This is a genomic window from uncultured Phyllobacterium sp., from assembly GCF_902479695.1.
Lineage (GTDB): Bacteria > Pseudomonadota > Alphaproteobacteria > Rhizobiales > Rhizobiaceae > Phyllobacterium > Phyllobacterium calauticae.
The window spans coordinates 1-20,796 of sequence record NZ_CABSQF010000064.1 but is presented as its reverse complement, the minus strand read 5'-3'; the positions used below and the strand labels follow the sequence as shown (position 1 = coordinate 20,796).

The window sequence follows — 20,796 nt, the reverse complement described above, 5'->3', positions numbered from 1 at the left end:
ATATTAAGCATTTGTTCAGGTTAACAAGACATTCCGGAAATCGTGAGAATTGCAGCTGATCAAAGGATGCTACCTTTGCGCGATCAGCCCCAATCCACAGTTTCACAATGAGATAATGACCCCACGCAGCGCCCGCGCCCAAAACCGTATCCTGATCATCATGGCCTGTTTCATCGGGATTTTCTGCATTATCAGCGGGCGGCTGGTCTTTTACGGCATGAAGGACGATCCGGTGGATTTCAATGGACCGACGGGCTCCATTCTGGCCTCGCGTCCGGACATTCTCGACCGCAATGGTGCGGTGCTGGCAACCGATATCAACACCGTCTCGCTTTATGCCGAACCGCGCAAGATCATCGATCCGGACGAGGCGTTCGAGCTGCTTGCCACCGTCCTGCCCGATCTCAATTTCGAGCAGACCTACGCCCGCCTGAAGGGCAAGGCCGGCTTTGCCTGGCTCAAGCGCGGCCTGACGCCGAAGCACAAGAGCCAGATCATGGCACTGGGCATACCCGGGATCGGCTTTCGCACGGAGAAATCCCGCTTCTATCCCGGTGGCCCGACGGCGGCGCATATTCTCGGTCTGGTCAATGTCGACAATCAGGGCATTGCCGGCATGGAGAAATATATCGACTCGCAGGGCCTGTCCGACCTGCGCGATGTCGGCCTTGCCCATGCGCGCAAGCTCGCACCGGTGAAGCTTTCCATTGACCTCAGAGTCCAGCACGTGGTGCGCGACGTGCTGGTCAATGCGGTCGAACGCTACCGCGCCATTGCAGCGGGCGCCGTGGTGCTCGACGCCGATACCGGCGAAGTCCTGGCGATGGGTTCGGTGCCGGATTTTGATCCGAACAATCCGTTCAACGCGCTGGAGAAGGACCGGCTCAACCGCATGTCGGCCGGTGTCTACGAGATGGGCTCGACCATCAAGACCTTCACCACGGCCATGGCGCTCGATTCCGGCAAGGTGGATCTCAACAGCACCTTCGACGCCACCCGCCCCATCACCATCGGCCGCCAGACCATCCACGATTTCCACGGCAAACGCCGCGTGCTGACTTTGCCGGAAGTATTCCTGTTTTCCTCGAATATCGGTTCAGCCAAGGAAGCCGATGTGGTCGGCATCGAAGGGCATCGCGAATTCCTGGTCCGGCTTGGCCTGCTCGACCGGATGCAGACGGAATTGCCCGAGGTGGCGCGACCGACAGAGCCGAAAGTCTGGAAGAAGGTTCACTCGATCACGATTTCCTTCGGTCATGGCATGGCCACCACGCCGCTGCAGACCGCAGTCGGTGCCGCAGCCCTGCTCAACGGCGGTATGCTGATCGCGCCGACATTCCTGCCGCGCGGCGTTGAAGAAGCGCGGACCATGGCCAAGCGGGTGGTCAGCAAGAAGACCAGCGATGATCTGCGCTATCTCTACCGGCTCAATGCCCAGAAGGGCACGGGCGGCTCCGCCAGCCGGACGCAGGTTCCCGGATATCGCGTCGGCGGCAAAACCGGAACCGCCGAAAAAGTCATCAACGGACGCTATTCCAAGGACGTGCGCTTCAACACCTTCATCGCCGCCTACCCCATCGAGAACCCGCGCTATGTCGTGCTGACAATCATCGATGAACCCAAGCCCGTCGACGGTCAGGTCGCCGCCGGCGCCGGCCTCAACGCAGCGCCGATGGCTGCAGAAATCATCCGGCGCTCGGCCAATATTCTCGGCGTGCTTCCGGTGTTCGAGACGGCAGAGGACTAGGCCGAGATGGCCTTGAACATGATCGTGGTGGCGTCGAGATGATCCTTGAACGGATCACGGCAGTAGTCCGGAATAATCCCGGCAATCTGATAACCCAGGCCCAGGTAAAGCGGTTCCGCCTTGTCGCCGGTCCGCGTGTCCAGGGTGATCAAACCCCGCCCCAACCGGTGCGCCGCGCTTTCCAGCGCGACCATCAACGCCTTGGCGATTCCCTGGCGGCGGAAATCCGGATGCACCATCACCTTGCGGATTTCGGCCCGGTGCGGCTGATTGGGCGGCGTATCGTAATCAAGCTGGCCGGTTCCCGCGATCCTTCCGTCTTTACGGACCACGAGCAACAATCGTTTGCCTTGCCGGACCGCTGGAAGCACGCTCATCATCCAGAACGCCTCCCCATCCACTTGCGAGAACGGCAACACAAAGCCGATGCTGGCACCGCCATGCACACAGGCATGCAGGAGCGCGCCGAGCGCCTGCACATGGGCCTCGATGTCATCGGCATCAAAGATAGCAATATCGTTGGTCAATGGAGCCTCACAGCATGAAAAGCACATAGCGTGCACCGGAATGTTGGGATGTGGCGAAGGCGCTGGGCCCGAACAGCTGATAGCGCAGGCAGTCGCCGGGATTGAGAGCATGGGTCTGACCATCGACGGTCACCTCAAGCTGGCCTTCGATCAGCAGCAAATGGTGTTCGAGACCCGGGCGTGGCGGGTTGTCATAGGAAATGCGGACACCGGGATCGAGTTCGCATTCCAGCATCTCGCCCGCCAGGGTTTGCGCCGGCGGCGATACGGAGCGGCGCTTGAAGCCGACACTCGGATCAATCCACACGGCTTGCGCATCGCGGCTGATCAGCGGCGCGAACTCATCCTCGACCATATGCATCAGCCGCGACATCGTGAGGCCATAGGTGGAGCACAGCTTGCCGAGCACCTGGGCGGTGGGACTGACCTCGGCATTTTCGAGCCGGGACAGCGTCGCACGGCTCACCATGCTGCGGCGGGCAAGCTCATCCAGCGACCACTCGCGTTCCGCCCGCAATCCTTTGAGGCGCTTGGCGATGCGTTGATCCATAGCAGCGGTATCAATCGAGTTATTTTCCATATATGAGAAATTATCTCTATATGGAGATGAAGTCAATCGCATTTCGAAGATGTCTGCCGGATGTTGACGCCGCCTCACGGCCAAAACCGAATGCCGCTTCCGCCCGGACACTTTTTGTCTATAATTCCAGTTCCATTCCCCTGGGACCCACGTCCGGAGCCGCACATGCCATCCACCGAACTTTTGATCGCTTTTTTCATCACCACGGCGATCTTTGCCTATATTCCCGGTCCCGCCATGCTGTACGCGGCGGCGCAAACCATTGCGCGCGGCCGCTGGTCCGGGCTGATGGCGGCATTCGGCATTCATCTCGGCGGCTATGTGCATGTGTTTGCTGCGGCGGCCGGATTGTCGGTGCTGTTCCATGCCGTGCCGGTGCTCTATCTCGCAGTCAAGTTCTGCGGCGCGGCCTATCTGGTCTGGCTCGGCATTTCGCTGTTTCGTGCCAAGGTCAATGGCGACGTCACCATGCCGGGCGTGGAGCAGAAATCCGCCCGCCGGGCCTTTCTTGAAAGCATCAGCGTCGAGGTTCTCAACCCGAAGACGGCGATTTTCTTCATGGCGTTCCTGCCGCAGTTCATCGACACTTCGGCGGCGTTTCCGGTCTGGCTGCAGTTCGTGCTGCTCGGAACCATGGTCAATCTGATGTTCTCTTCCGCCGACCTGGCCTGCGTGATCCTGGCGGGAGCCGTGGTCACGCGCCTGAAGCGCTCAAGCCATGCCCAGCGGATGATGCAGCGCGCCGGCGGAACGATCCTGGTGGGGCTCGGTGTGCATCTCGCTCTGCAGAAGAGCTGATTTAGCCTCGTCCGTCCGGATAGACCGCCGGTCCCTTGATCTCGATCTTGTTGCCGAAGGGATCGCGGATGTAAAACGAGTGCCCCATACCGCGGGCGCCGCCATGCATCGCCTCCCGCTCGATCTCGACCCCATGGGCATCGAGATGGGCGCGCAGCGTATCATGATCGAACGGCCCGGTTGCGATGCAGACATGATCGACGTTGCGCCCGCCCGACACCGGCGGAACAGCACTGGCGGCGCCGGGGTGGGTAATGTCCCACAGGACGATCAGCGCCGACCCGCACCAGACCTGCTCCATCCCGAGCGCCGGATAGATATAGCCAGGCCGGCAGCCGAGAACCTCGTAGTAGAATTTCAGCGCGGACGGCATGTCATCGACGAGAAAGACCACATGATCGATGCCCACCAGAGAAAACGGAACACTCGCTGCCTGCATGGATGTCTCCTCGGGTTCTGATATCCTGCGCGTGAACCGCATCCCGTAAAACAAAATCCGGAACGCCCCTGCCAGGGCGCTCCGGAACTGTAATACTCAAAGGGCCTGTTCAGCGGCCGTCGGGGGTTTTTGTACCGCCCCATTTGTCCTTCACGGCGTCAAAATGCTCTTCCGGCTTGTATTCGGCCACCTGCAGGCCAACCTGCTTTGCCGTCAGGCGGCCCATGGCGGAAAGAACCTGATAGCTGCTGACGACGCTGTCATGCTCTGCCTGCACCAGCGCGAGCTGGCCTGTGATGACATCGGCCTGAGCATTCAAGACGTCGAGGGTGGTGCGCTGACCGACCTTGCGCTCCTCGATCACGCCATTGAGCGCAAGCTGGGCTGCGGCCACAACGCTCCTCTGCGCCACAATGGAGGCTCTGGCGGCATCCAGTCTTGACCACGCGGCGGCAACGGCCTGACGGACGCTGTCTTTCGACACATCCACCTCGATGCGCCGCTGGCCGAGATTTTCCTTCGACTGGCGCACTGTTGCCGCTGTTCGACCGGCCCCATAGATCGGAATCGTCACGTTCAGTTTGGCCGATGCCGCGGAATTGTTGGGTGAGGTCGCCGATCCGCCCTGGAAAAAATCCGTCCGGCTGAGCGTTCCCGTGGCGCCGGCCTGCGGCAGCAGTACACCCTCGTTCACCTTGACCTGATACCCGGCAACGTCGGTGTTGAGTTTCGCAGACCCGATCAGGGGATGATTGGCATCGGCGATGGAATAGGCCTGATTAAGCGATTTCGGCAAGGATTTGGCGGTTGCCGCCGCAGTCAGAGACCCTGGAGTGGCCCCGACGGTCTGGATGTAGGTGGCTTCGGCAATCTTCACATTGGCACGGGCGGTATTGCGGTCGTTGACCGCTGTCGCCTGCGATGCTTCTGCCTGGGCAACATCGGTGCGGGTGCCCTCGCCCACATCGAACCGTGCACGGTTGGAGCGCACCTGCTCGTTGAGGAATGCCAGGTTCTTTTCGCGCAGGGCAACAATCTGGCGGTTGAGGTAGACATCCATATAGGCCTGCACGGTCGTCGCCAGAATGGTCTGCTCACTGCCGCGCAAGTTTTCGCGAGCCGCAAGAACGCCGGTCTCTGCCGCCGCAACGTTGTTCCTGGTCTGGAAACCGTCGAACAGCATCTGGTCAACCTCGACACCTTCGGTGGAGGAGCTTTTTGTTCCTGCCCTTTGGCCATCAATTTTGCTGCGCTCGGTATTGACCGAGACCTGGCCGGTCACGCGCGGGCGGTAGCCGGATTTGGCAATCGCCACGTTCTCGTCCGTCACCCGCACACCGGCGCGGTTTGCATTCAGCGTCGAATTGTTCTGATAGGCCTTCGACATCGCACCGAAAATTGTTTCGGCCATGGAAGGCGTTGCTGTCAGAACCGAAGTCATCAGCAGGATCGCAGTGAGGCTTCGCTTGGCTGTTATGGACACGGTGAATTTCTCCGACAGTTTGAACAGAGGACTCGGCTCAGCGAACCGTTCGTTCCGATTTGCATGAGACATTGCGCTACGAACCGCCGATGTCAATGTTGAAAACCGGATGAGCGGCGTTTTTACTATACCTCACCCTTCTCGCGGGCGATAGCGCGCCAGCCGATATCACGCCGGTAAAAGCCTTCCGGCCAATCGATCCGGGCAATCGCAGCATAGGCGGCGTCCTGCGCCTGCTGCACCGTTTTGCCGCTCGCTGTGACATTAAGCAACCGCCCGCCATTGGCGACAAGCGCGCCGTCTTTCTCGGCGGTGCCCGCATGGAATATTCTCACCGTGTCCGACTGCGCCGCATCGGCACCCCGGATCACGCTGCCCTTCTGCGGAGATGCGGGATAGCCCTTTGCGGCCATGACGACCGTCAGCGCCGGATCGTCGTTCCAGCGCACCGACATCTGGTCCAGCGCGCCATCGGCGGCTGCCTTCAACAACAGGAGCACATCGTCCTTCAGCCGCAGCATCAGCACCTGTGTTTCCGGGTCACCGAAGCGGGTGTTGTATTCGATCAGCTTCGGGCCGTCCCCGGTGATCATCAGGCCGGCAAACAGCACGCCGCTGAACGGCGCACCGATTTCCGCCATGCCGCGCATGGTCGGCTCGATCAGCTCGTGCATGGTGCGGTCAATGATCGCCTGCGTCATCACAGGCGCGGGCGAATAGGCGCCCATGCCGCCGGTATTGGCACCGGTATCGCCATCGCCGACGCGCTTGTGGTCCTGTGCCGTGCCGAAAGGAAGGGCTGTCTTGCCATCGCAGAGGCAGAAGAAGCTGGCTTCCTCGCCATCGAGAAATTCTTCCACCACCACTTCGGCGCCGGCGCCACCGAAGGCACCGTCAAAGCAGGCATCCACCGCATCGAGGGCTTCCTGCACGGTCATGGCCACCACGACACCCTTGCCCGCCGCCAAACCGTCCGCCTTCACCACGATGGGCGCGCCCTGCTTTTCCACATAGGCCCGGGCGGCTGCGGCATCGCTGAAGCGGCCATAGGCGCCGGTCGGAATGTTGAAGCGGGCGCAGAGATCCTTGGTGAAGCCCTTTGAGCCTTCCAGCTGCGCAGCCGCCTTGGACGGGCCGAATACGGAAATGCCTGCGGCGCGCAGATCGTCGGCGATACCGGCAACCAATGGTGCTTCCGGGCCGACGACGACGAAATCAACCGCTTTTTCCTTGCAGAATGCAACGATGGCGGCGTGATCGGCCGGATCGAGCGCCACGCATTCGGCCTCATGCGCAATGCCGGGATTGCCGGGAGCGCAGTAGAGCTTTGTCAGCACGGGAGACGCCGCGATCTTCCAGGCCAGAGCGTGTTCGCGGCCACCGGAACCAATAAGCAAGACGTTCATCGTTTTCTGCTCCGTGCATGAAGGGGTTGCTGTGTCGGTATGGCCTCGGGCGCGAAGGGTCAAGCGCGCAATCACAGATTTGCCCCGAATTCAGGCGTAATTTACTTGACTGGCGCAGCGCCCGCTGCAAGGTCACGCCATGACACCGGAAAAAGACATCATACAGTCAAGCCAAGGCCGGGGCCGCGTTTTCGACGCGCCGTCGGGACATTGGGTTTATCGCGCACTGCCAGCCTGGCTCTGGCCCTACGCGCAGCTGGCGCGCTGGGACCGCCCCATCGGCTGGTGGCTCCTGCTTTGGCCCTGCTGGTGGTCCGTCGCCCTGGCGGCAAGTGCCGGCGCCAAGGTCGGCGATTCCGTCTGGTCGATCATTCCTTCCCCCTGGCACCTCGCCCTGTTCCTGATCGGAGCGGTCGCCATGCGCGGCGCGGGCTGCACCTATAATGATCTGGCCGACGAGGACATCGACAATCAGGTGGCGCGCACCCGTTCGCGTCCGCTGCCTTCGGGCCAGGTGACCCGCAAACAGGCCAAAATATTCATAGTGCTGCAAGCGCTTGTGGGGCTACTGGTGGTCATCCAGTTCAACCTCTTCACCATTCTTCTCTCCATCGCCTCGCTGGTGATCGTTGCGATCTATCCGTTCATGAAGCGCATCACCAACTGGCCGCAGCTTGTGCTCGGGCTTGCCTTCTCCTGGGGTGCCCTTGTCGGCTGGTCCGCGCATTTCGGGGCACCAGCGACGCTGAAAGACTTTCTCCCGCCGCTGCTGCTTTATGCCGGCTCGATCCTCTGGGTGATCGGCTATGACACGATCTACGCCCATCAGGACAAGGAAGACGATGCCCTCGTCGGCGTGGGTTCGACCGCGCGGCTGTTCGGCAGCCGCACCCGCGAAGCGCTGATGGTGCTCTATGGCGGTGCGCTGGTGCTGTTCCTCGGAGCCTTTGCCATGGCGGAAGTGCCCATGCCCGCTGTTGCCGGTCTTCTGGCGGCAGGAGCACATATGTACCGCCAGATCATGGTGCTCGACATCGACGATCCCGCACAATGCCTGCGCCTCTTCCACTCCAACAAAGTTGTCGGCTGGCTGATTTTTGCCGGGCTGGTACTCGGCGCGCTGTGGACGGTGGTCAAACCGTTCTTTTAGCTTGAACTGATCGCACTCAAGCCTTCAACCAATCGGTCAAGCTCAGCCTCGGTCGTGTAGAGCGCTGGCGAAACCCGCAGGCATTGGCCTTTGGCCACCCCGGTGCGTCGTACAGTCAGGACGCGATGCTTGTCGCGCAGTGCCGTCATCAAGACGTTGTTATCGTCCTTGCTGATCTTGCCCTTGATGCGGAACGACGTGATGCCGGCATGCATGGTGTCGTCGTCGGGCGTGAGGATTTCGACAGTTTCGATCGCCCGCGCCTGTTTCACCCAATAGTTGCGAAGATAGGTCAGGCGTGCCTGTTTGCGCTTCGAGCTGATCATCTCGTGCAGGTCAAGCGCGGCAGGCACGCTCAAGGTCGCGGCGAAGTTGGTCGTGCCGGTATGAACACGCGAGCGGATATCGTCCTTCGGCCAGTCTTCATCGGCCAGATCGCGGTCGATATCGGCCAGCCTTTCCTTGCGAATGTACAGGAAGCCCATGCCAACCGGTGCGCCGATCCATTTATGCAGGTTGAAGCCGACGAAATCAGCGCCGAGATCGGTTACCTTGAAATCCATCTGCCCCCAGGAATGGGCTGCATCGACCACCACATCCACGCCGCGGGCACGGGCCATGTCGGCAATCTCGCGAATGGGCATGACAAGCCCGGTGCGATGGGACAGATGGGTCAAAAGCAGCAGCTTTGCCTTGGGGGTCGCCTCCAGCACGGTGCGATAGGCATCCAGCACGGCTTCCCGCGACGCCGGCTCCGGAATGGCGAAGGTCTTGACCTCGACACCCCTGCGGCCCGCCAGCGCATTCATGGCATACTGCATGGAATCATAATCGAGATCGGAATAGATCACCGCATCGCCCGGCTGCAGCTTGTTGTAACCGGTGATCAGCTTTTGCAGGGCTTCGGTGGCGCCGCGCGTCAGGGCGACTTCCTCCGGCGCTGCACCAACCGCCCCGGCAACCCGGTTGCGCACATCCTCGGCGTCCTTGCCAAAGGCATTGCGGGCATAGACCGTATTCTGCCGGTTTACGCGCTGCGTATTTTCCAGATAGGCCTGCAGCACAGGGCGGGCCATGATACCCCAATAGCCATTCTCGAGATTGGCGATCGAGCGCTCCACATCGTAGAGATCGCTCACGGCGGCCCAATAGGCGCGGTCCGTGGCAATGGCCGTGTCATTGGCGGCAGGAAGCACCGCTGTTTCCGTGGCTGATGCCTTAACGATTGTTGCGGCGAGCGCGGTTGCCGCGCTGCCCATCAGAAAATGACGACGTTCTATACCTGGCATCGGACCGATCCTTCACACGCTGTGTTCCATCTGGTTCCTGATTAGGACTTCAATGTCACAGCTGCATGAAGGAATTGACGGTGAAGCCGATTGTTCAGCGGTTGCCGGAAGCGATGATTTCCTCACCGCCGACGACGAGACGCAGTCCGAGATTGCCCATCTTGCGGCGGGCCAGAAAACGCGGACGGCGGCGGCGCGGTTCACGGCCCTGGCGGCGTTCCACGGGTTCGCCCACAGCAACCGGTCCGATGCTCAGCTCGAGCTGGCGGGCTTCGCCGTCTTCCTCGACCAGCATCATCGGCAGCTTGAACAGATTGGACCAGGCGCGCCAGTCCGCGGCGATGTCATTGAGATCGTGGGCGACCAGCAGCGGCACCGAAAGATGCGGATCGCTGTGCATCAGTTCGAGCGTCACGGTGATGTCGCCGAGCTCGTCCTCGGCGGCACGGGCCGTCACGCCCTGAAAGGCGCAGACCGGCAGGGCCAGCGACACCGGCAGGTTGCTGTTCGGCAGTACGCGCTTGACCACCGCGCCGCGCTCATGCAGCGAGAAGGTAATGTCGCCCCGGTCATCGCGCGTGGCGTAGGTGACGGTCTGTGGCAGGTGGAATGGGTCGAGCCGGAATTCCTGGCCTGCCCAAACCGGCTTTGCTCCGGCTTTTTTCATGTGACGCCTTCTGTCGATCCTGAGAGCCGGTTTTCCGGTCTTCTCTTTTGTATTTCCCTGTAGAAGCGGACCAATTTTTTCTGGTCTCGTATGGGGAAACAATAGGCGCCAATCCCCCCGCTTCCGCTTAACGAACGCGGTTAACCATTTCTCATCGCGGGGAATGGTTATCGAAATTCGACCATCGGTAAGGTTTCAAAAAGAGAGATAAACAAAAGACTGACGGGGAAGCTCGACTTGCATCGAAACACTTCCCCGCCATCGATAAAACCATGAAACAGCGCGCTCAGATCACCTTGCCGGGATTCATGATGCCGGCCGGATCGAAGGAAGCCTTGATCCGGCGCATCAGATCGAGCGCCACCGGCGACTTGGTTTCCGACAATTCCTTGCGCTTCAACTGGCCGATGCCGTGCTCGGCGGAGATCGATCCCTTGTAGGCGCGGACGATCCCGTGCACGCGGGCATTCACCTCGCCCCAGCGCGCAAGGAACGCTTCCTTGTCGGCACCGATGGGCTGGGTGATGTTATAATGCAGATTGCCGTCGCCCATGTGACCGAAGGACACGATGCGGGCCCCGGGTATCATCGCGAGCACGGCCGCATCGGCTTCGGCAATGAATTCCGGGATACGCGCCACGGGCACCGAAATGTCGTGTTTGATCGAGCCGCCCTCGGGCTTTTGCGCCATCGACATGGCTTCGCGCATATGCCAGAAGGATTTTTCCTGGGCGGTGCTGTCGGCAATCGTGGCGTCTTCCACCAGTCCCGCCTCAAAAGCCTCCGTCAGAATGGCCTCGATGGTCTCGCGCGCATCTTCAGCGGAGCGCGACGAGGAAATATCGATCAGCACATACCAGTTGTGCACGCCCTGCAGCGGATCGCGCACACCTTCCGTATGCGCCACCGAAAACTCGACACCGATGCGCGGCATCAGTTCGAAGCCGGTCAACGCCGCGCCCGCATGGCTCTGCGCCAGCCCCAAAAGTTTCAGGGCGGCCGCGGGGCTGTTCAGCCCGGCATAGGCAACACCCTTGCCCTTGGGCAGCGGGAAGAGCTTCATGACAGCTGCGGTAATGACGCCGAGCGTGCCTTCCGCGCCGACAAACAGATCCTTCAGGTCGTAGCCGGTGTTGTCTTTCTTGACGTAGCGCAGATCATTGAGAATCTCGCCGGTCGGCAGCACGACCTCGACGCCAAGACAGAGCTCGCGCGTGTTGCCGTAGGCCAGCACCGCCGTGCCGCCCGCATTGGAGGAGAGATTGCCGCCGATCTGGCAGGAGCCTTCCGAGCCCAGCGAAAGCGGAAACAGGCGCCCGGCCTGTTCGGCCGCTTCCTGCAATTTCTGCAGGACGACACCCGCTTCGACGATGATGAGATTGCCGGCGGGCTCGACCGAGCGGATCTTGTTCAGGCGTGACAGTGACAGGATGACCTGCTGGCCCGTTTCATCGGGCATCTGGCCGCCGACAAGGCCGGTATTGCCGCCCTGCGGCACGATGGCCGTACCGGTTTCAGTCGCCAGTTTGAGGATTGCCGAAACCTCGTCCACGGTGGACGGCCGCAAAACCAGTCCCGTCTTGCCGCCGAATTTTTCCCGCGGCTCGATCAGGTAGGGTTCGATGTCCTGCGCGTCATGCAAGGCGTTTTTCTCACCCACGATGGCAGTAAAGCGGGCAACAAGGTCTGGCGTCAGGGTCATTTGATCTGTTCCAACTCTTCTATGGGAGGCACGCGCGGCGCGGCAGCGCGGACAAGGCGGTCATTGATGGCTTCGCCCAGTCCGGTGAAGGGGATCGGCTCGACAGCAATGACGGCACCGCCGAGGCGGTCGAGACGCTTCATGTAATCGAAAAGATTGGTGGCGGCCTCCCGCAGATTGCCCGTCTCGCTAAGGTTGAGACACGCGCTCGCCCTATGGGCATCCGCAGCGCGGTCCGGACCGAAGGCCAGCAGTGCCTCGCCATCCCGCACCTCGTGCACATTGAGACGCACTCCGGCCGACGGGGCGTAATGCGAGGCCATCATGCCGGGCGCCTCGATCGCGGCACGCTGGTCCATGCGCCGCAGCGATTGACCAATGAGAGCTTCGATATCCTCGGCGGCAAGCCCGCCGGGCCGCAGCAACAGAACCGCGTCGCCGTCCACCTTGACGATGGTCGATTCCAATCCGACCTCGGACGGTCCGGCATCGAGGATCAGGGCAATCTTGCTGCCGAGATCATCGGCGACTGCCTGGGCACTGGTGCCGCTGATCCTGCCGGATGTGTTGGCGCTGGGGGCGGCCAGCGGATGACCGAGCGCTGCGATGATCTTTCCGGCGATACCGCGCGGCATGCGCAGTGCCACCGTATCGAGACCGGCGGCCACCAGGGGATGAATATGGGTATCGGGCCGCAACGGCAGGACCAGTGTCAGGGGACCGGGCCAGAACGCATCCATCAGTTTGCGAGACAACGGATCGATCACCGCATAGCGTTCCGCCATGGCGATATCCGAAACGTGGCAGATCAGCGGATTGAAATGCGGCCTGCCCTTCGCTTCGAAGATACCGGCAACGGCATCGCCATTGGTGGCGTCAGCCGCCAGGCCATAGACCGTCTCGGTCGGAATGGCGACAAGCTGGCCTGCAGCCAGCGTCTGGGCCGCCTTCAGAATTGCCTGTTCATCTGGTGCTATTGTCTCGGCCAAGGGCGCTTCTCCGATCGTGCGCATTGCCTACACGATGGGCAGGGCTCGCCGCAAGCCTGCGCTGATGAACTCACCGTATGAGGTGATGCGTAAAATTGAATCCACCCGTGGTAAAAATTAGCAAGGTTTGGCTGATAGAGATGGGCGGTCAACGAGGATAGAGCCACATGTTCCGCCATCTGCTTGCCATCATAGCTGCTGCCCTTATCGCACCGGCCATTGCGCACGCCGGAGAATCCATCAAGCTCAAGGGCCCGTCGGCACGGCCAAACTCGGTCACCTTTGTCGGCTATGACAGTTTCGATGCCAATGGCAATCCTGTCTGCACGCCCTGCATCGAGCAGCGCGCGGCGGAAGCCGCCAAGCTTCAGGCCTATCTGGAACGCCGCGAACGCTCGCGCCAGTACATGGCCCGCCTTCAGGGCAACGGCCCCAAACCGGACTCTTTTATCGCCACCGCCAATGCAGCGACACTGCCGGCAGCACACGCAGCACCGGTCGCGCAAACCACGGCAACGCCGGCACCAGCGGCACCCGCCGCCGCCAGCGGATTGCTGGCAGTCGAAGCGACGCCGCTGCGCGCCAGCATGCAATAAGCCAGCGCAAGGCAACCGGACAAGCGCGAGGTTTTCGCGCCTGCCTGTTGATTATCCAGCAATTTTCGAGAAATCAGCGACCGTGTTCGTGGCTGTGCGGATACGGGCAAGCAGCGCCAGGCGATTGGCTCGAACGGCCGGATTCTCGTCATTAACCAGCACATCTTCAAAAAATGAATCAACCGGTTCACGCAAAGCACTCAGTGCAATCATGGCGCCGGAAAAATCCTGTTTTTGAATCGCTTGCGCCGCGTCCTTCTCAGCCTGATTCACCGCGGCAAAGAGCGTCTTTTCCGCATCGAGGGCAAGCAGCGCCGGGTCAACCGTATCGGCGACAACCGTACCCTTCTTCTCCTCGGCGCTCAGAATATTGGCCGCGCGCTTGGTGCCGGCCAGAAGGTTCTTGCCCTCTTCCGAGTTGAGATAGACCACCAGCGCTTCAACGCGGCGAGCGATCAGCAGAAGATTATCGGCGCCGTCGGTCAGCACCGCATCGATCAGATCATGCCGTGCGCCGAGTTCGCGCAGATGCACTTTCAAGCGATCATGGAAGAACGCCAGAAGGTCCAGCAGAACCGGCTGCGCATGCTCGGCCACCTCGCCGCGCAAGCGCTTTTCAAAACCGGAAATGGCGTTGGTGACATCTTCCTCACCATCGACATCGCCAGAATTCTGGGCGGCCTGCTGCGCTTCGTAGCGCTCGACATGCTTTTCGACGGCATCCTCGCGCAGTTGCGCAAAGGCGGCCTGGAAGAGCGGCAGAAGCGCGATCTGCCAGTCGCTTGAAAGCAGCAGGCGGATGACGCCAAGCGCCGCACGGCGCAGGGCATAGGGGTCTTTCGAGCCTGTCGGCTTTTCGTCGATGGCCCAGAAGCCGACCAGCGTATCGAGCTTGTCGGCAAGCGCGACAGCCACGGAAACCGCATCACTCGGCACAAAGTCGGATGGTCCTTGCGGCTTGTAATGTTCTTCAATCGCGGCTGCGACCGATGGATGTTCGTTCTGCAGCAACGCATACTTGCGGCCCATGCCACCCTGCAGTTCCGGGAACTCGCCGACGATTTCCGTCGTAAGGTCGGCCTTGGCCAGTGCGGCCGCACGGGCGGCCAGTACCGGGTCGGCCCTGACCAGCGGCGCGATATCGCGTGCCAGTGCCTTGATCCGCGTGACGCGTTCGCCCTGGGTGCCGAGCTTGGCGTGGAAGGTTACATTCAGGGCATCGAGCCGCGCCATGCGCTGATCGAGCGGCTTCTTCAGATCGAGATCGAAGCGGATGGCGGCAGCCGCGAGCTTTTCCATATCGGGCAGATCGTGCTGGTCGGTCGTCCAGAAGTAGAGCGCGTCGGAAAGACGGGCACGGACGACCTTGCCATTGCCGTAGGCGATCTCCTTGCCGCCATCGCTGGCCACGATGTTGGAAACCAGGATGAACTTGTTGGAGAGCTTGTCCGTCTCGCCGGCTTTGCGCGTGACAAAGCACTTCTGGTTCGTCTTGATGGTGAGACGGATGACCTCCGGCGGGATGGCGAGGAAATTGTCCTCGAATTCGCCCATCAGCACGACGGGCCATTCGACGAGACCCGACACCTCTTCCAGCAGGCCTTCGTCCTCGACCAGTTCAAGGCCCGACGCAAAGGCTATATTCTGCGCATCCGCCAGAATGATCTCCTTGCGGCGATCCGCATCGAGCACGACCTTGGCCTTTTCCAGCTTGGCGACATAATCGTCAAAGCGGCGAACGGTGATCGGCTGGCCGTCGCTCAGGAACCGGTGCCCATAGGTGATATTGCCGGACGGCAGGCCACTCACCTCGAAATCGACGACAACCGGTTCTTCGGTCTCACCGCCGAACATGCAGACGATCGACTGAAGCGGACGCACCCAGCGCAGGCTGCCGGCCTTTGCCGAGGCTGCCCCCCAGCGCATGGATTTCGGCCATGGAAATTCGCGGATGATTTTTGGCAGGAGTTCCGCGATGATTTCTTCGGCGGGCCGGCCCGGCTTTGTCAGATGGGCGACGTAGAAATCACCCTTCTTCGGGTCGGTGTGCACGTGGGCCTGTGCAATATCCGTCAGGCCGGCGGAACGCAGAAAGCCTGCAATGGCTGCCTCCGGCGCGCTGACGCTCGGTCCCTTACGATCCTCATGCACGTCTTTCGACCGTGCGGTCAGGCCGCGGATATCCAGCGTGAGGCGGCGCGGCGTCCAGTGGTCACCAGCCGCTTCATAGGTGAGGCCAGCCTCGACCAGACCATCGGTGACGAGCTTTTTCAGATCGCCGGCCGCCTTGCGCTGCATGCGGGCGGGAATTTCTTCCGAGCGAAGTTCGAGCAAAAGATCGGGCATTATACGGACTCACTCTTGAAATTGACGCCGCCGGCTTCGGTCAAAAGGAACGCCTCGCCGCACTGCCGGGCGAGATTGCGGACCCGCAGGATATAGCTCTGCCGCTCCGTCACCGAGATCACACCGCGCGCATCGAGCAGGTTGAACGCATGCGAAGCCTTGATGCACTGGTCGTAGGCCGGAAGGACCATCCGGTGCATCGGGCTGTTGTCGCCGTCCTTGGGAGCGCCCGCGCGCAGAAGCGCCGCGCACTCGGCTTCCGCATCCTCGAAATGCCGCAGCAGGACCGACGTGTTGGCATGTTCGAAATTGTGCCGCGAATATTCCTGCTCCGCCTGCAGGAACACATCGCCATAGGTGACCTTTTCATCGCCCTCGAGGCCATTGAAATTCAGGTCGTAGATGCTGTCGACGCCCTGGATATACATGGCGAGCCGCTCCAGACCATAGGTCAGCTCACCCGAAACGGGCGCGCATTCAATGCCGCAGACCTGCTGGAAATAGGTGAACTGCGACACTTCCATGCCATCGCACCAGCATTCCCAGCCCAGACCCCAGGCGCCGAGCGTCGGGCTTTCCCAGTCATCTTCAACGAAACGCACATCATGCAGCAGCGGATCAAGGCCGATGGCCGCCAGCGAGCCGAGGTAAAGCTCCTGCAGGTTGGCAGGCGATGGCTTCATGATCACCTGATACTGGTAATAGTGCTGCAAGCGGTTGGGGTTCTCGCCGTAACGGCCATCCTTGGGGCGGCGCGATGGCTGGACATAGGCTGCCTTCCACGGCTTGGGACCGAGCGAACGCAATGTTGTCGCCGGGTGAAACGTACCCGCGCCGACTTCCATGTCATAGGGCTGCAGGATGACACATCCATGCTGGGCCCAGTAATTATGAAGCGTCAGGATGAGACCCTGGAACGAACGGGTCGGGTGCATATGATCGGGCAATGGGACGGTCACCGGTCAGGCCTTTTTGACGAACGGAAATGGAGTGCCCGTCCTAAGGCGTGCCGTCTGGCCGGTCAAGAGAAAGGAAGCCATGACAATGGCTTTCGCAGGCACCCGCAGCGGAAATCATGGCAAGGGTGCCGGGAACAGCACCCCTGTTTCTCATGATGATCAGCCCTTGTTGTCCGGAGCCGGGACAGGAGCCGGTTGCGGCGCTGGAGGTTCCGGTGCTTTCGGGGCATCGCCGCCATTCTTGGCAACGCCCGGTTCCTTTGCATCGGGAAGGCCGTTCTTCAGCTTTTCCTCGATCTTGACCAGATCTTCCGGCTCAGGCTTGGAATCGCGGGCGTGGGCCCATTGGAAAGTCGCTTCCAGCTTGCGTCCTGCACGCCAATAGGCATCGCCCAGATGATCATTGATAGTTGCATCTTCGGGACGCAGCTTCACCGCCTGCTCCAGCTGGATGACAGCATCGGCATAATTGCCCATCCGGTAATAGGCCCAGCCGAGCGAGTCGACGATATAACCATCCTGCGGGCGGGAGGCGACGGCCTTCTTGATCAGGTCCAGCCCCTGCTCCAGCTTGATATTCATGTCGATCCAGGAATAGCCGAGGTAATTTTGCACCTGCGGCTGATCCGGATAGAGTTCAAGCGCCTTGGTGAAATTCGGCTCTGCCTTGTCCCACTGCTTCAGCCGCTCATAGGCAATGCCACGCTGGTAGAAAATCATCCAGTCGTTGCGTTCGGGCTTTTCGATCGCTGCAACAGCCTTGTCATAGGTTTCAGCGGCTTTGGCGTAGTTCTTGTCCTGCGCATAGATGCTGCCGATGGCAAGGTAGGTGCGGATATCCTTCGGATCGGCCGCCAGAAGTCCGTTCAAATGCGTGATCGCCTCGTCATGGCGCTTCAAGATGGCAAGATTGATGGCAATCTGCATTTCCGCATCGCGGTTATAGGCGGAATCGGCAGGAATGCGCGTGAAGTATTCGACGGCCTTTTCCGGCTGCTCCAGCTTGGCACTGATGTCACCGATCTGGAAAAGGGTTGCATCGTGATCGGGGCGCAGTGGCAGCGACATCTGCAGATAGAGTTTGGAAAAAGCTTCCGCTCCGCTGCGGTTGATCGCGGTTGCCAAGGTATAGAGCACTTCCGCCGCGCCCTGCTGCGGGGTCTCCACGAGCGGCTTGACGGCCTTGCCGGACGAAAGCTGCTTGCCGAATTCGACCAGAACCATGCGGCCGGACAGCACTTCCGATGCGTCCTTGATCAGCGTTTCCGCGCCGGCTTTGTCACCGTTGCGCATCTTGAACGAGGCATAGGCCTCGATCAGTCTTTCATAGGTATCGGGCGCCGCAGCCAGGCTCGGGCGGTCCTCGAGAGCACTCTGATAGAACGCTGCCGCCTTGTCTTTCTGTCCAGCCATGTCGGCGATGAGCGCCGAATTGTAGATCTTGAACAGGGCAAAACCGTCCGGGCCCTTCAGCTTGCTGATCATGGCCAGCGCTTCATTGGGCTTGCCCGCCCCGGCCTTGGCCCAGGCCGAAATCAGACCGGTGATCATTCTGTCGAGATCCGACTGGAGCGACAGCATCATCAGGGTATCCACCTTCTGGTACTGCTTCTTGTTCAGGGCATCGATGCCGAGCGCCAGGCGCGAGAAGCGTTCGATCTCCGGAACCGATTTCAGTTCCTGCGCAATCGGCAATGCTTCCTTGAACTGACCGTCGGTCAGGAGAACCAGCAGGAGGCTCTGGCGCAGTTCCTTGTTCTTCGGATCATAGGCAAGAGCCTGCCGGTAGAAGGAAATGGCGCTGTCGAAATCATTGCTGCGTTCAGCGGTGCGGGCAGAGAGGAAGGCGCCGGACAATGATCCCGCAGCAGTTACCAGATCCTTGCCGGTCGCCGCCGGTGCGGAAATGACACTGATGGTCAAGGCAGCGAGTGTTGCGCCCATCACGGAGCCAAGCAATTTACTGCGCTGCATATACAAAATCCCTCTTCATTGTCGTCATCATGAAATGATCGCCCGAATCCTCAGGAAAAGCATGGCCTTTTTACGGTCCACTCTCAAGTTTCATCGAAAGAATAAAGGCAATTGCCTGCCAGAGGCCATGGCAGGCGTTCGATCCACAACGGATCAGTTCACCCGACTGATGCAAAAGTCGATGACCTCCAGAAGGGCATCCTTCTGCGGCGACTGATCGAGCGGGGCCAATGCATCGCGGGCAATCCCGCCAAAATGCCGGGCGCGCTGGATCGTATCGCTGAGGGCACCATAGCGGGTCATCAAGCCCTTGGCCTTTTCCAGCGCCTTGTCGTCGTTGACACCGTTCTCCAGCGCTTCCTTCCAGAACAGGCGCTCTTCCGCCGTGCCGCGTCGATAGGTCAGAACCACGGGAAGGGTAATCTTGCCTTCGCGGAAATCATCGCCGGTGTTCTTGCCGAGATCCTTGGCATTGCCGCCGTAATCCAGCGCATCATCCACCAGCTGGAATGCGAGGCCGAGATTGAGGCCGTAGGAGCGCAATGCCTGGCGATCCGTGCGCGAGGAGGATGCAATGATCGGCCCCACTTCCGCCGCAGCGGAAAACAGCGCGGCTGTCTTGGCCTTGATCACCGCCAGATACTCATCTTCGGTTGTCTCAAGATTTTTTGCCGCCGCAAGCTGCATGACTTCGCCTTCAGCAATGACCGAAGCCGACGTTGCCAGCACATCGAGTGCTTCGAGCGAGCCGACATCCACCATCATCTTGAACGCCTGGCCGAGCAGGAAATCACCAACGAGAACGCTGGCCTGATTGCCCCAGATCATGCGCGCCGTGCTCTTGCCCCGGCGCAGGTCGCTCTCGTCAACCACGTCGTCGTGCAGAAGCGTTGCCGTGTGCATGAACTCGACGCTGGTGGCGAGCTTGACGTGGCCATCGCCCTGGTAACCGAACATGCGGGCAGCCGCGAGCGTGATCATCGGGCGCAGGCGTTTGCCGCCGGACGAGATCAAATGGTTCGCCACTTCGGGAATCATCTCGACGTCCGAACCTGCTTTCGACAGGATCAGTTCGTTGACACGGGCCATGTCGGCCTTGGTAAGATCAATCAGCGGCTGCACCGATCCCGTGCTGCTCTTCTTATCGTCCAGACTGACAACAACGCCCAAACCGAAACTCCTAAACTTCTCGCATAATGCGGCGACACCTTATTTTGACAGGCTATAACCCGCAAGCGGCGAATTGGCGCGCAAAAATGGCAGGGGTTACAAATTCGTGATAAAGCCCACACATATGCTACAGGACTTACAGCACTTCCGGGCCAGTCATATGGGTAATGGCAATGATCGAAATCATGCGTACGAACGATCCTGTTCTCATCTCCTTTGTCGAATCACTGCTCAAGGATGCCGGCATCCGGCACTTTATCGCCGATTCCAATATGAGCGTCCTTGAAGGTTCCGTCGGCATTCTCGCACGCCGGGTGCTGATCGATGCCAACCGGGAGGACGAAGTCCGGCGGTTGCTCAAAGACGCCTGCCTCGAGCGCGAGCTGCGCGGCTGATCCATGCCATCGACCGATACGCCCCATACGCTGGATGCATTCCATCGCGGCCGGTTCCACCTGCTCCAGCCCGCGCTGAAGGGGCACCGGTCCGGGGTCGATGCCATGGTGCTTGCCAGTGCCGTACCCGATGATTTTTCCGGCCGTATCGCCGACCTTGGCGCCGGTGCCGGGGCGGCAGGTCTTGCCGTGCTCGCGCGCTGCAGCAAGGCCAAGGCGGTCTTGATCGAGCGTTCCGATTTCATGGCCGACTTCGCCCGCAGATCGCTCGCGCTGCCGGAAAATGCCGCCATCGCTGCCCGCACCGAACTTGTGCAGGCGGATGTCACCCTGACCGGCAAGGCACGGGTTGCGGCAGGACTTGCCGACAATAGTTTTGATTTCGTGATCATGAACCCGCCCTTCAACCGGCCCACCGACCGTGCAACGCCCGATCCGGTGAAGGCGGAAGCCCATGTCATGACCGACGGCATGATGGAGCAATGGATCCGCACGGCCGCTGCCATCGTCAAACCCGGCGGCGCACTGGCCATCATCGCCCGCCCGGCTTCGATAGCCGAACTGCTCGATGCCTTGCAG

General features: G+C 60.7%; 18 protein-coding genes and 1 pseudogene. 6 read left to right on the top strand and 13 right to left on the bottom strand.

Annotated features, from left to right (window positions below; translation table 11 throughout):
- Positions 1–133: 133 nt before the first annotated feature.
- A pseudogene (locus tag RDL77_RS23220) lies at positions 134–1,747 on the top strand (peptidoglycan D,D-transpeptidase FtsI family protein); the annotation flags it as partial.
- Here RDL77_RS23220 and RDL77_RS23215 read toward each other — a convergent pair.
- On the bottom strand, positions 1,744–2,274 hold the full coding sequence (locus RDL77_RS23215) for a GNAT family N-acetyltransferase (protein ID WP_288194872.1): 531 nt from the start codon (positions 2,272–2,274) through the stop codon (positions 1,744–1,746). The pseudogene RDL77_RS23220 and the gene RDL77_RS23215 sit on opposite strands and share 4 nt — an antisense overlap.
- A 7-nt stretch (positions 2,275–2,281) precedes the next feature.
- Positions 2,282–2,824, bottom strand: coding sequence for a helix-turn-helix domain-containing protein (locus RDL77_RS23210; protein WP_288194871.1), 543 nt, complete (start codon positions 2,822–2,824; stop codon positions 2,282–2,284).
- 195 nt (positions 2,825–3,019) lie between these two features.
- On the opposite strand from RDL77_RS23210, the gene RDL77_RS23205 reads away from it, so the two are divergent.
- Positions 3,020–3,652: a LysE family translocator gene (locus tag RDL77_RS23205; protein WP_288194870.1), complete on the top strand. Its 633-nt coding sequence runs from the start codon at positions 3,020–3,022 to the stop codon at positions 3,650–3,652.
- A gap of 1 nt (position 3,653) precedes the next feature.
- Here the strand turns inward: RDL77_RS23205 and RDL77_RS23200 are convergent, their stop codons facing one another.
- The 3 genes from RDL77_RS23200 to purD form a co-directional block, all read right to left on the bottom strand.
- Positions 3,654–4,091, bottom strand: coding sequence for a VOC family protein (locus tag RDL77_RS23200; protein ID WP_288194869.1), 438 nt, complete (start codon positions 4,089–4,091; stop codon positions 3,654–3,656).
- Between the two features lie 109 nt (positions 4,092–4,200).
- Entirely contained in the window at positions 4,201–5,532 is a 1,332-nt protein-coding gene (locus tag RDL77_RS23195) for a TolC family outer membrane protein (RefSeq protein WP_288194873.1), read from the bottom strand.
- A gap of 167 nt (positions 5,533–5,699) precedes the next feature.
- A complete protein-coding gene (gene purD / locus RDL77_RS23190; protein ID WP_288194868.1) occupies positions 5,700–6,980 on the bottom strand; it encodes a phosphoribosylamine--glycine ligase in 1,281 nt (426 codons plus the stop codon).
- A gap of 139 nt (positions 6,981–7,119) precedes the next feature.
- Between purD and ubiA the strand changes: the two genes are divergently transcribed.
- Entirely contained in the window at positions 7,120–8,130 is a 1,011-nt protein-coding gene (ubiA, locus tag RDL77_RS23185) for a 4-hydroxybenzoate octaprenyltransferase (protein WP_223611566.1), read from the top strand.
- Here ubiA and RDL77_RS23180 read toward each other — a convergent pair.
- The 4 genes from RDL77_RS23180 to RDL77_RS23165 all read right to left on the bottom strand — a co-directional run bounded on the left by RDL77_RS23180 (position 8,127) and on the right by RDL77_RS23165 (position 12,777).
- Positions 8,127–9,419 carry an aminotransferase class V-fold PLP-dependent enzyme gene (locus RDL77_RS23180; protein WP_288194867.1) on the bottom strand — a complete coding sequence of 431 codons (1,293 nt, stop codon included), beginning with the start codon at positions 9,417–9,419 and terminating at the stop codon, positions 8,127–8,129. The two genes, ubiA and RDL77_RS23180, sit on opposite strands and share 4 nt — an antisense overlap.
- 94 nt (positions 9,420–9,513) lie before the next feature.
- On the bottom strand, positions 9,514–10,086 hold the full coding sequence (locus tag RDL77_RS23175; RefSeq protein ID WP_288194866.1) for a DUF6101 family protein: 573 nt from the start codon (positions 10,084–10,086) through the stop codon (positions 9,514–9,516).
- A 286-nt stretch (positions 10,087–10,372) separates the two neighbouring features.
- The gene (locus tag RDL77_RS23170) at positions 10,373–11,788 is read right to left on the bottom strand and encodes an FAD-binding oxidoreductase (protein ID WP_288194865.1); all 1,416 of its coding nucleotides are present in this window, start codon (positions 11,786–11,788) and stop codon (positions 10,373–10,375) included.
- Positions 11,785–12,777, bottom strand: a complete 993-nt coding sequence (locus RDL77_RS23165; RefSeq protein ID WP_288194864.1) for an L-threonylcarbamoyladenylate synthase — start codon at positions 12,775–12,777, stop codon at positions 11,785–11,787. The genes RDL77_RS23170 and RDL77_RS23165 overlap by 4 nt, the downstream gene beginning before the upstream one ends.
- 167 nt (positions 12,778–12,944) lie before the next feature.
- On the opposite strand from RDL77_RS23165, the gene RDL77_RS23160 reads away from it, so the two are divergent.
- Complete coding sequence (locus RDL77_RS23160) at positions 12,945–13,373, top strand: hypothetical protein (protein ID WP_223611571.1); 429 nt, start codon at positions 12,945–12,947, stop codon at positions 13,371–13,373.
- Positions 13,374–13,424: 51 nt separating this feature from the next.
- Here RDL77_RS23160 and glyS read toward each other — a convergent pair whose 3' ends face one another.
- The 4 genes from glyS to RDL77_RS23140 form a co-directional block, all read right to left on the bottom strand.
- Positions 13,425–15,719, bottom strand: coding sequence for a glycine--tRNA ligase subunit beta (glyS, locus tag RDL77_RS23155; protein ID WP_288194863.1), 2,295 nt, complete (start codon positions 15,717–15,719; stop codon positions 13,425–13,427).
- Positions 15,719–16,654: a glycine--tRNA ligase subunit alpha gene (locus tag RDL77_RS23150; RefSeq protein ID WP_223612383.1), complete on the bottom strand. Its 936-nt coding sequence runs from the start codon at positions 16,652–16,654 to the stop codon at positions 15,719–15,721. The genes glyS and RDL77_RS23150 overlap by 1 nt, the downstream gene beginning before the upstream one ends.
- Positions 16,655–16,837: 183 nt before the next feature.
- Positions 16,838–18,652 carry a tetratricopeptide repeat protein gene (locus RDL77_RS23145; RefSeq protein ID WP_223611573.1) on the bottom strand — a complete coding sequence of 605 codons (1,815 nt, stop codon included), beginning with the start codon at positions 18,650–18,652 and terminating at the stop codon, positions 16,838–16,840.
- 153 nt (positions 18,653–18,805) lie between these two features.
- On the bottom strand, positions 18,806–19,822 hold the full coding sequence (locus RDL77_RS23140; protein ID WP_223611574.1) for a polyprenyl synthetase family protein: 1,017 nt from the start codon (positions 19,820–19,822) through the stop codon (positions 18,806–18,808).
- Between the two features lie 173 nt (positions 19,823–19,995).
- Between RDL77_RS23140 and RDL77_RS23135 the strand changes: the two genes are divergently transcribed.
- Both RDL77_RS23135 and RDL77_RS23130 read left to right on the top strand, forming a co-directional pair.
- Positions 19,996–20,217 carry a DUF2007 domain-containing protein gene (locus RDL77_RS23135; protein ID WP_288194862.1) on the top strand — a complete coding sequence of 74 codons (222 nt, stop codon included), beginning with the start codon at positions 19,996–19,998 and terminating at the stop codon, positions 20,215–20,217.
- Between the two features lie 3 nt (positions 20,218–20,220).
- Positions 20,221–20,796: methyltransferase (locus RDL77_RS23130; RefSeq protein WP_288194861.1), on the top strand; the 576-nt coding region annotated here is incomplete at its 3' end.

Coding starts and splice junctions, on each gene's coding strand:
- RDL77_RS23160 (WP_223611571.1), top strand. CDS start 12,945: ATGTTCCGCCATCTGCTTGCCATCATAGCTGCTGCCCTTATCGCACCG.
- RDL77_RS23210 (WP_288194871.1), bottom strand. CDS start 2,824: ATGGATCAACGCATCGCCAAGCGCCTCAAAGGATTGCGGGCGGAACGC.
- RDL77_RS23145 (WP_223611573.1), bottom strand. CDS start 18,652: ATGCAGCGCAGTAAATTGCTTGGCTCCGTGATGGGCGCAACACTCGCT.
- RDL77_RS23175 (WP_288194866.1), bottom strand. CDS start 10,086: ATGAAAAAAGCCGGAGCAAAGCCGGTTTGGGCAGGCCAGGAATTCCGG.
- ubiA (WP_223611566.1), top strand. CDS start 7,120: ATGACACCGGAAAAAGACATCATACAGTCAAGCCAAGGCCGGGGCCGC.
- RDL77_RS23135 (WP_288194862.1), top strand. CDS start 19,996: ATGATCGAAATCATGCGTACGAACGATCCTGTTCTCATCTCCTTTGTC.
- purD (WP_288194868.1), bottom strand. CDS start 6,980: ATGAACGTCTTGCTTATTGGTTCCGGTGGCCGCGAACACGCTCTGGCC.
- RDL77_RS23170 (WP_288194865.1), bottom strand. CDS start 11,788: ATGACCCTGACGCCAGACCTTGTTGCCCGCTTTACTGCCATCGTGGGT.
- RDL77_RS23180 (WP_288194867.1), bottom strand. CDS start 9,419: ATGCCAGGTATAGAACGTCGTCATTTTCTGATGGGCAGCGCGGCAACC.
- RDL77_RS23195 (WP_288194873.1), bottom strand. CDS start 5,532: ATGACTTCGGTTCTGACAGCAACGCCTTCCATGGCCGAAACAATTTTC.
- RDL77_RS23200 (WP_288194869.1), bottom strand. CDS start 4,091: ATGCAGGCAGCGAGTGTTCCGTTTTCTCTGGTGGGCATCGATCATGTG.
- RDL77_RS23205 (WP_288194870.1), top strand. CDS start 3,020: ATGCCATCCACCGAACTTTTGATCGCTTTTTTCATCACCACGGCGATC.
- RDL77_RS23150 (WP_223612383.1), bottom strand. CDS start 16,654: ATGCACCCGACCCGTTCGTTCCAGGGTCTCATCCTGACGCTTCATAAT.
- glyS (WP_288194863.1), bottom strand. CDS start 15,719: ATGCCCGATCTTTTGCTCGAACTTCGCTCGGAAGAAATTCCCGCCCGC.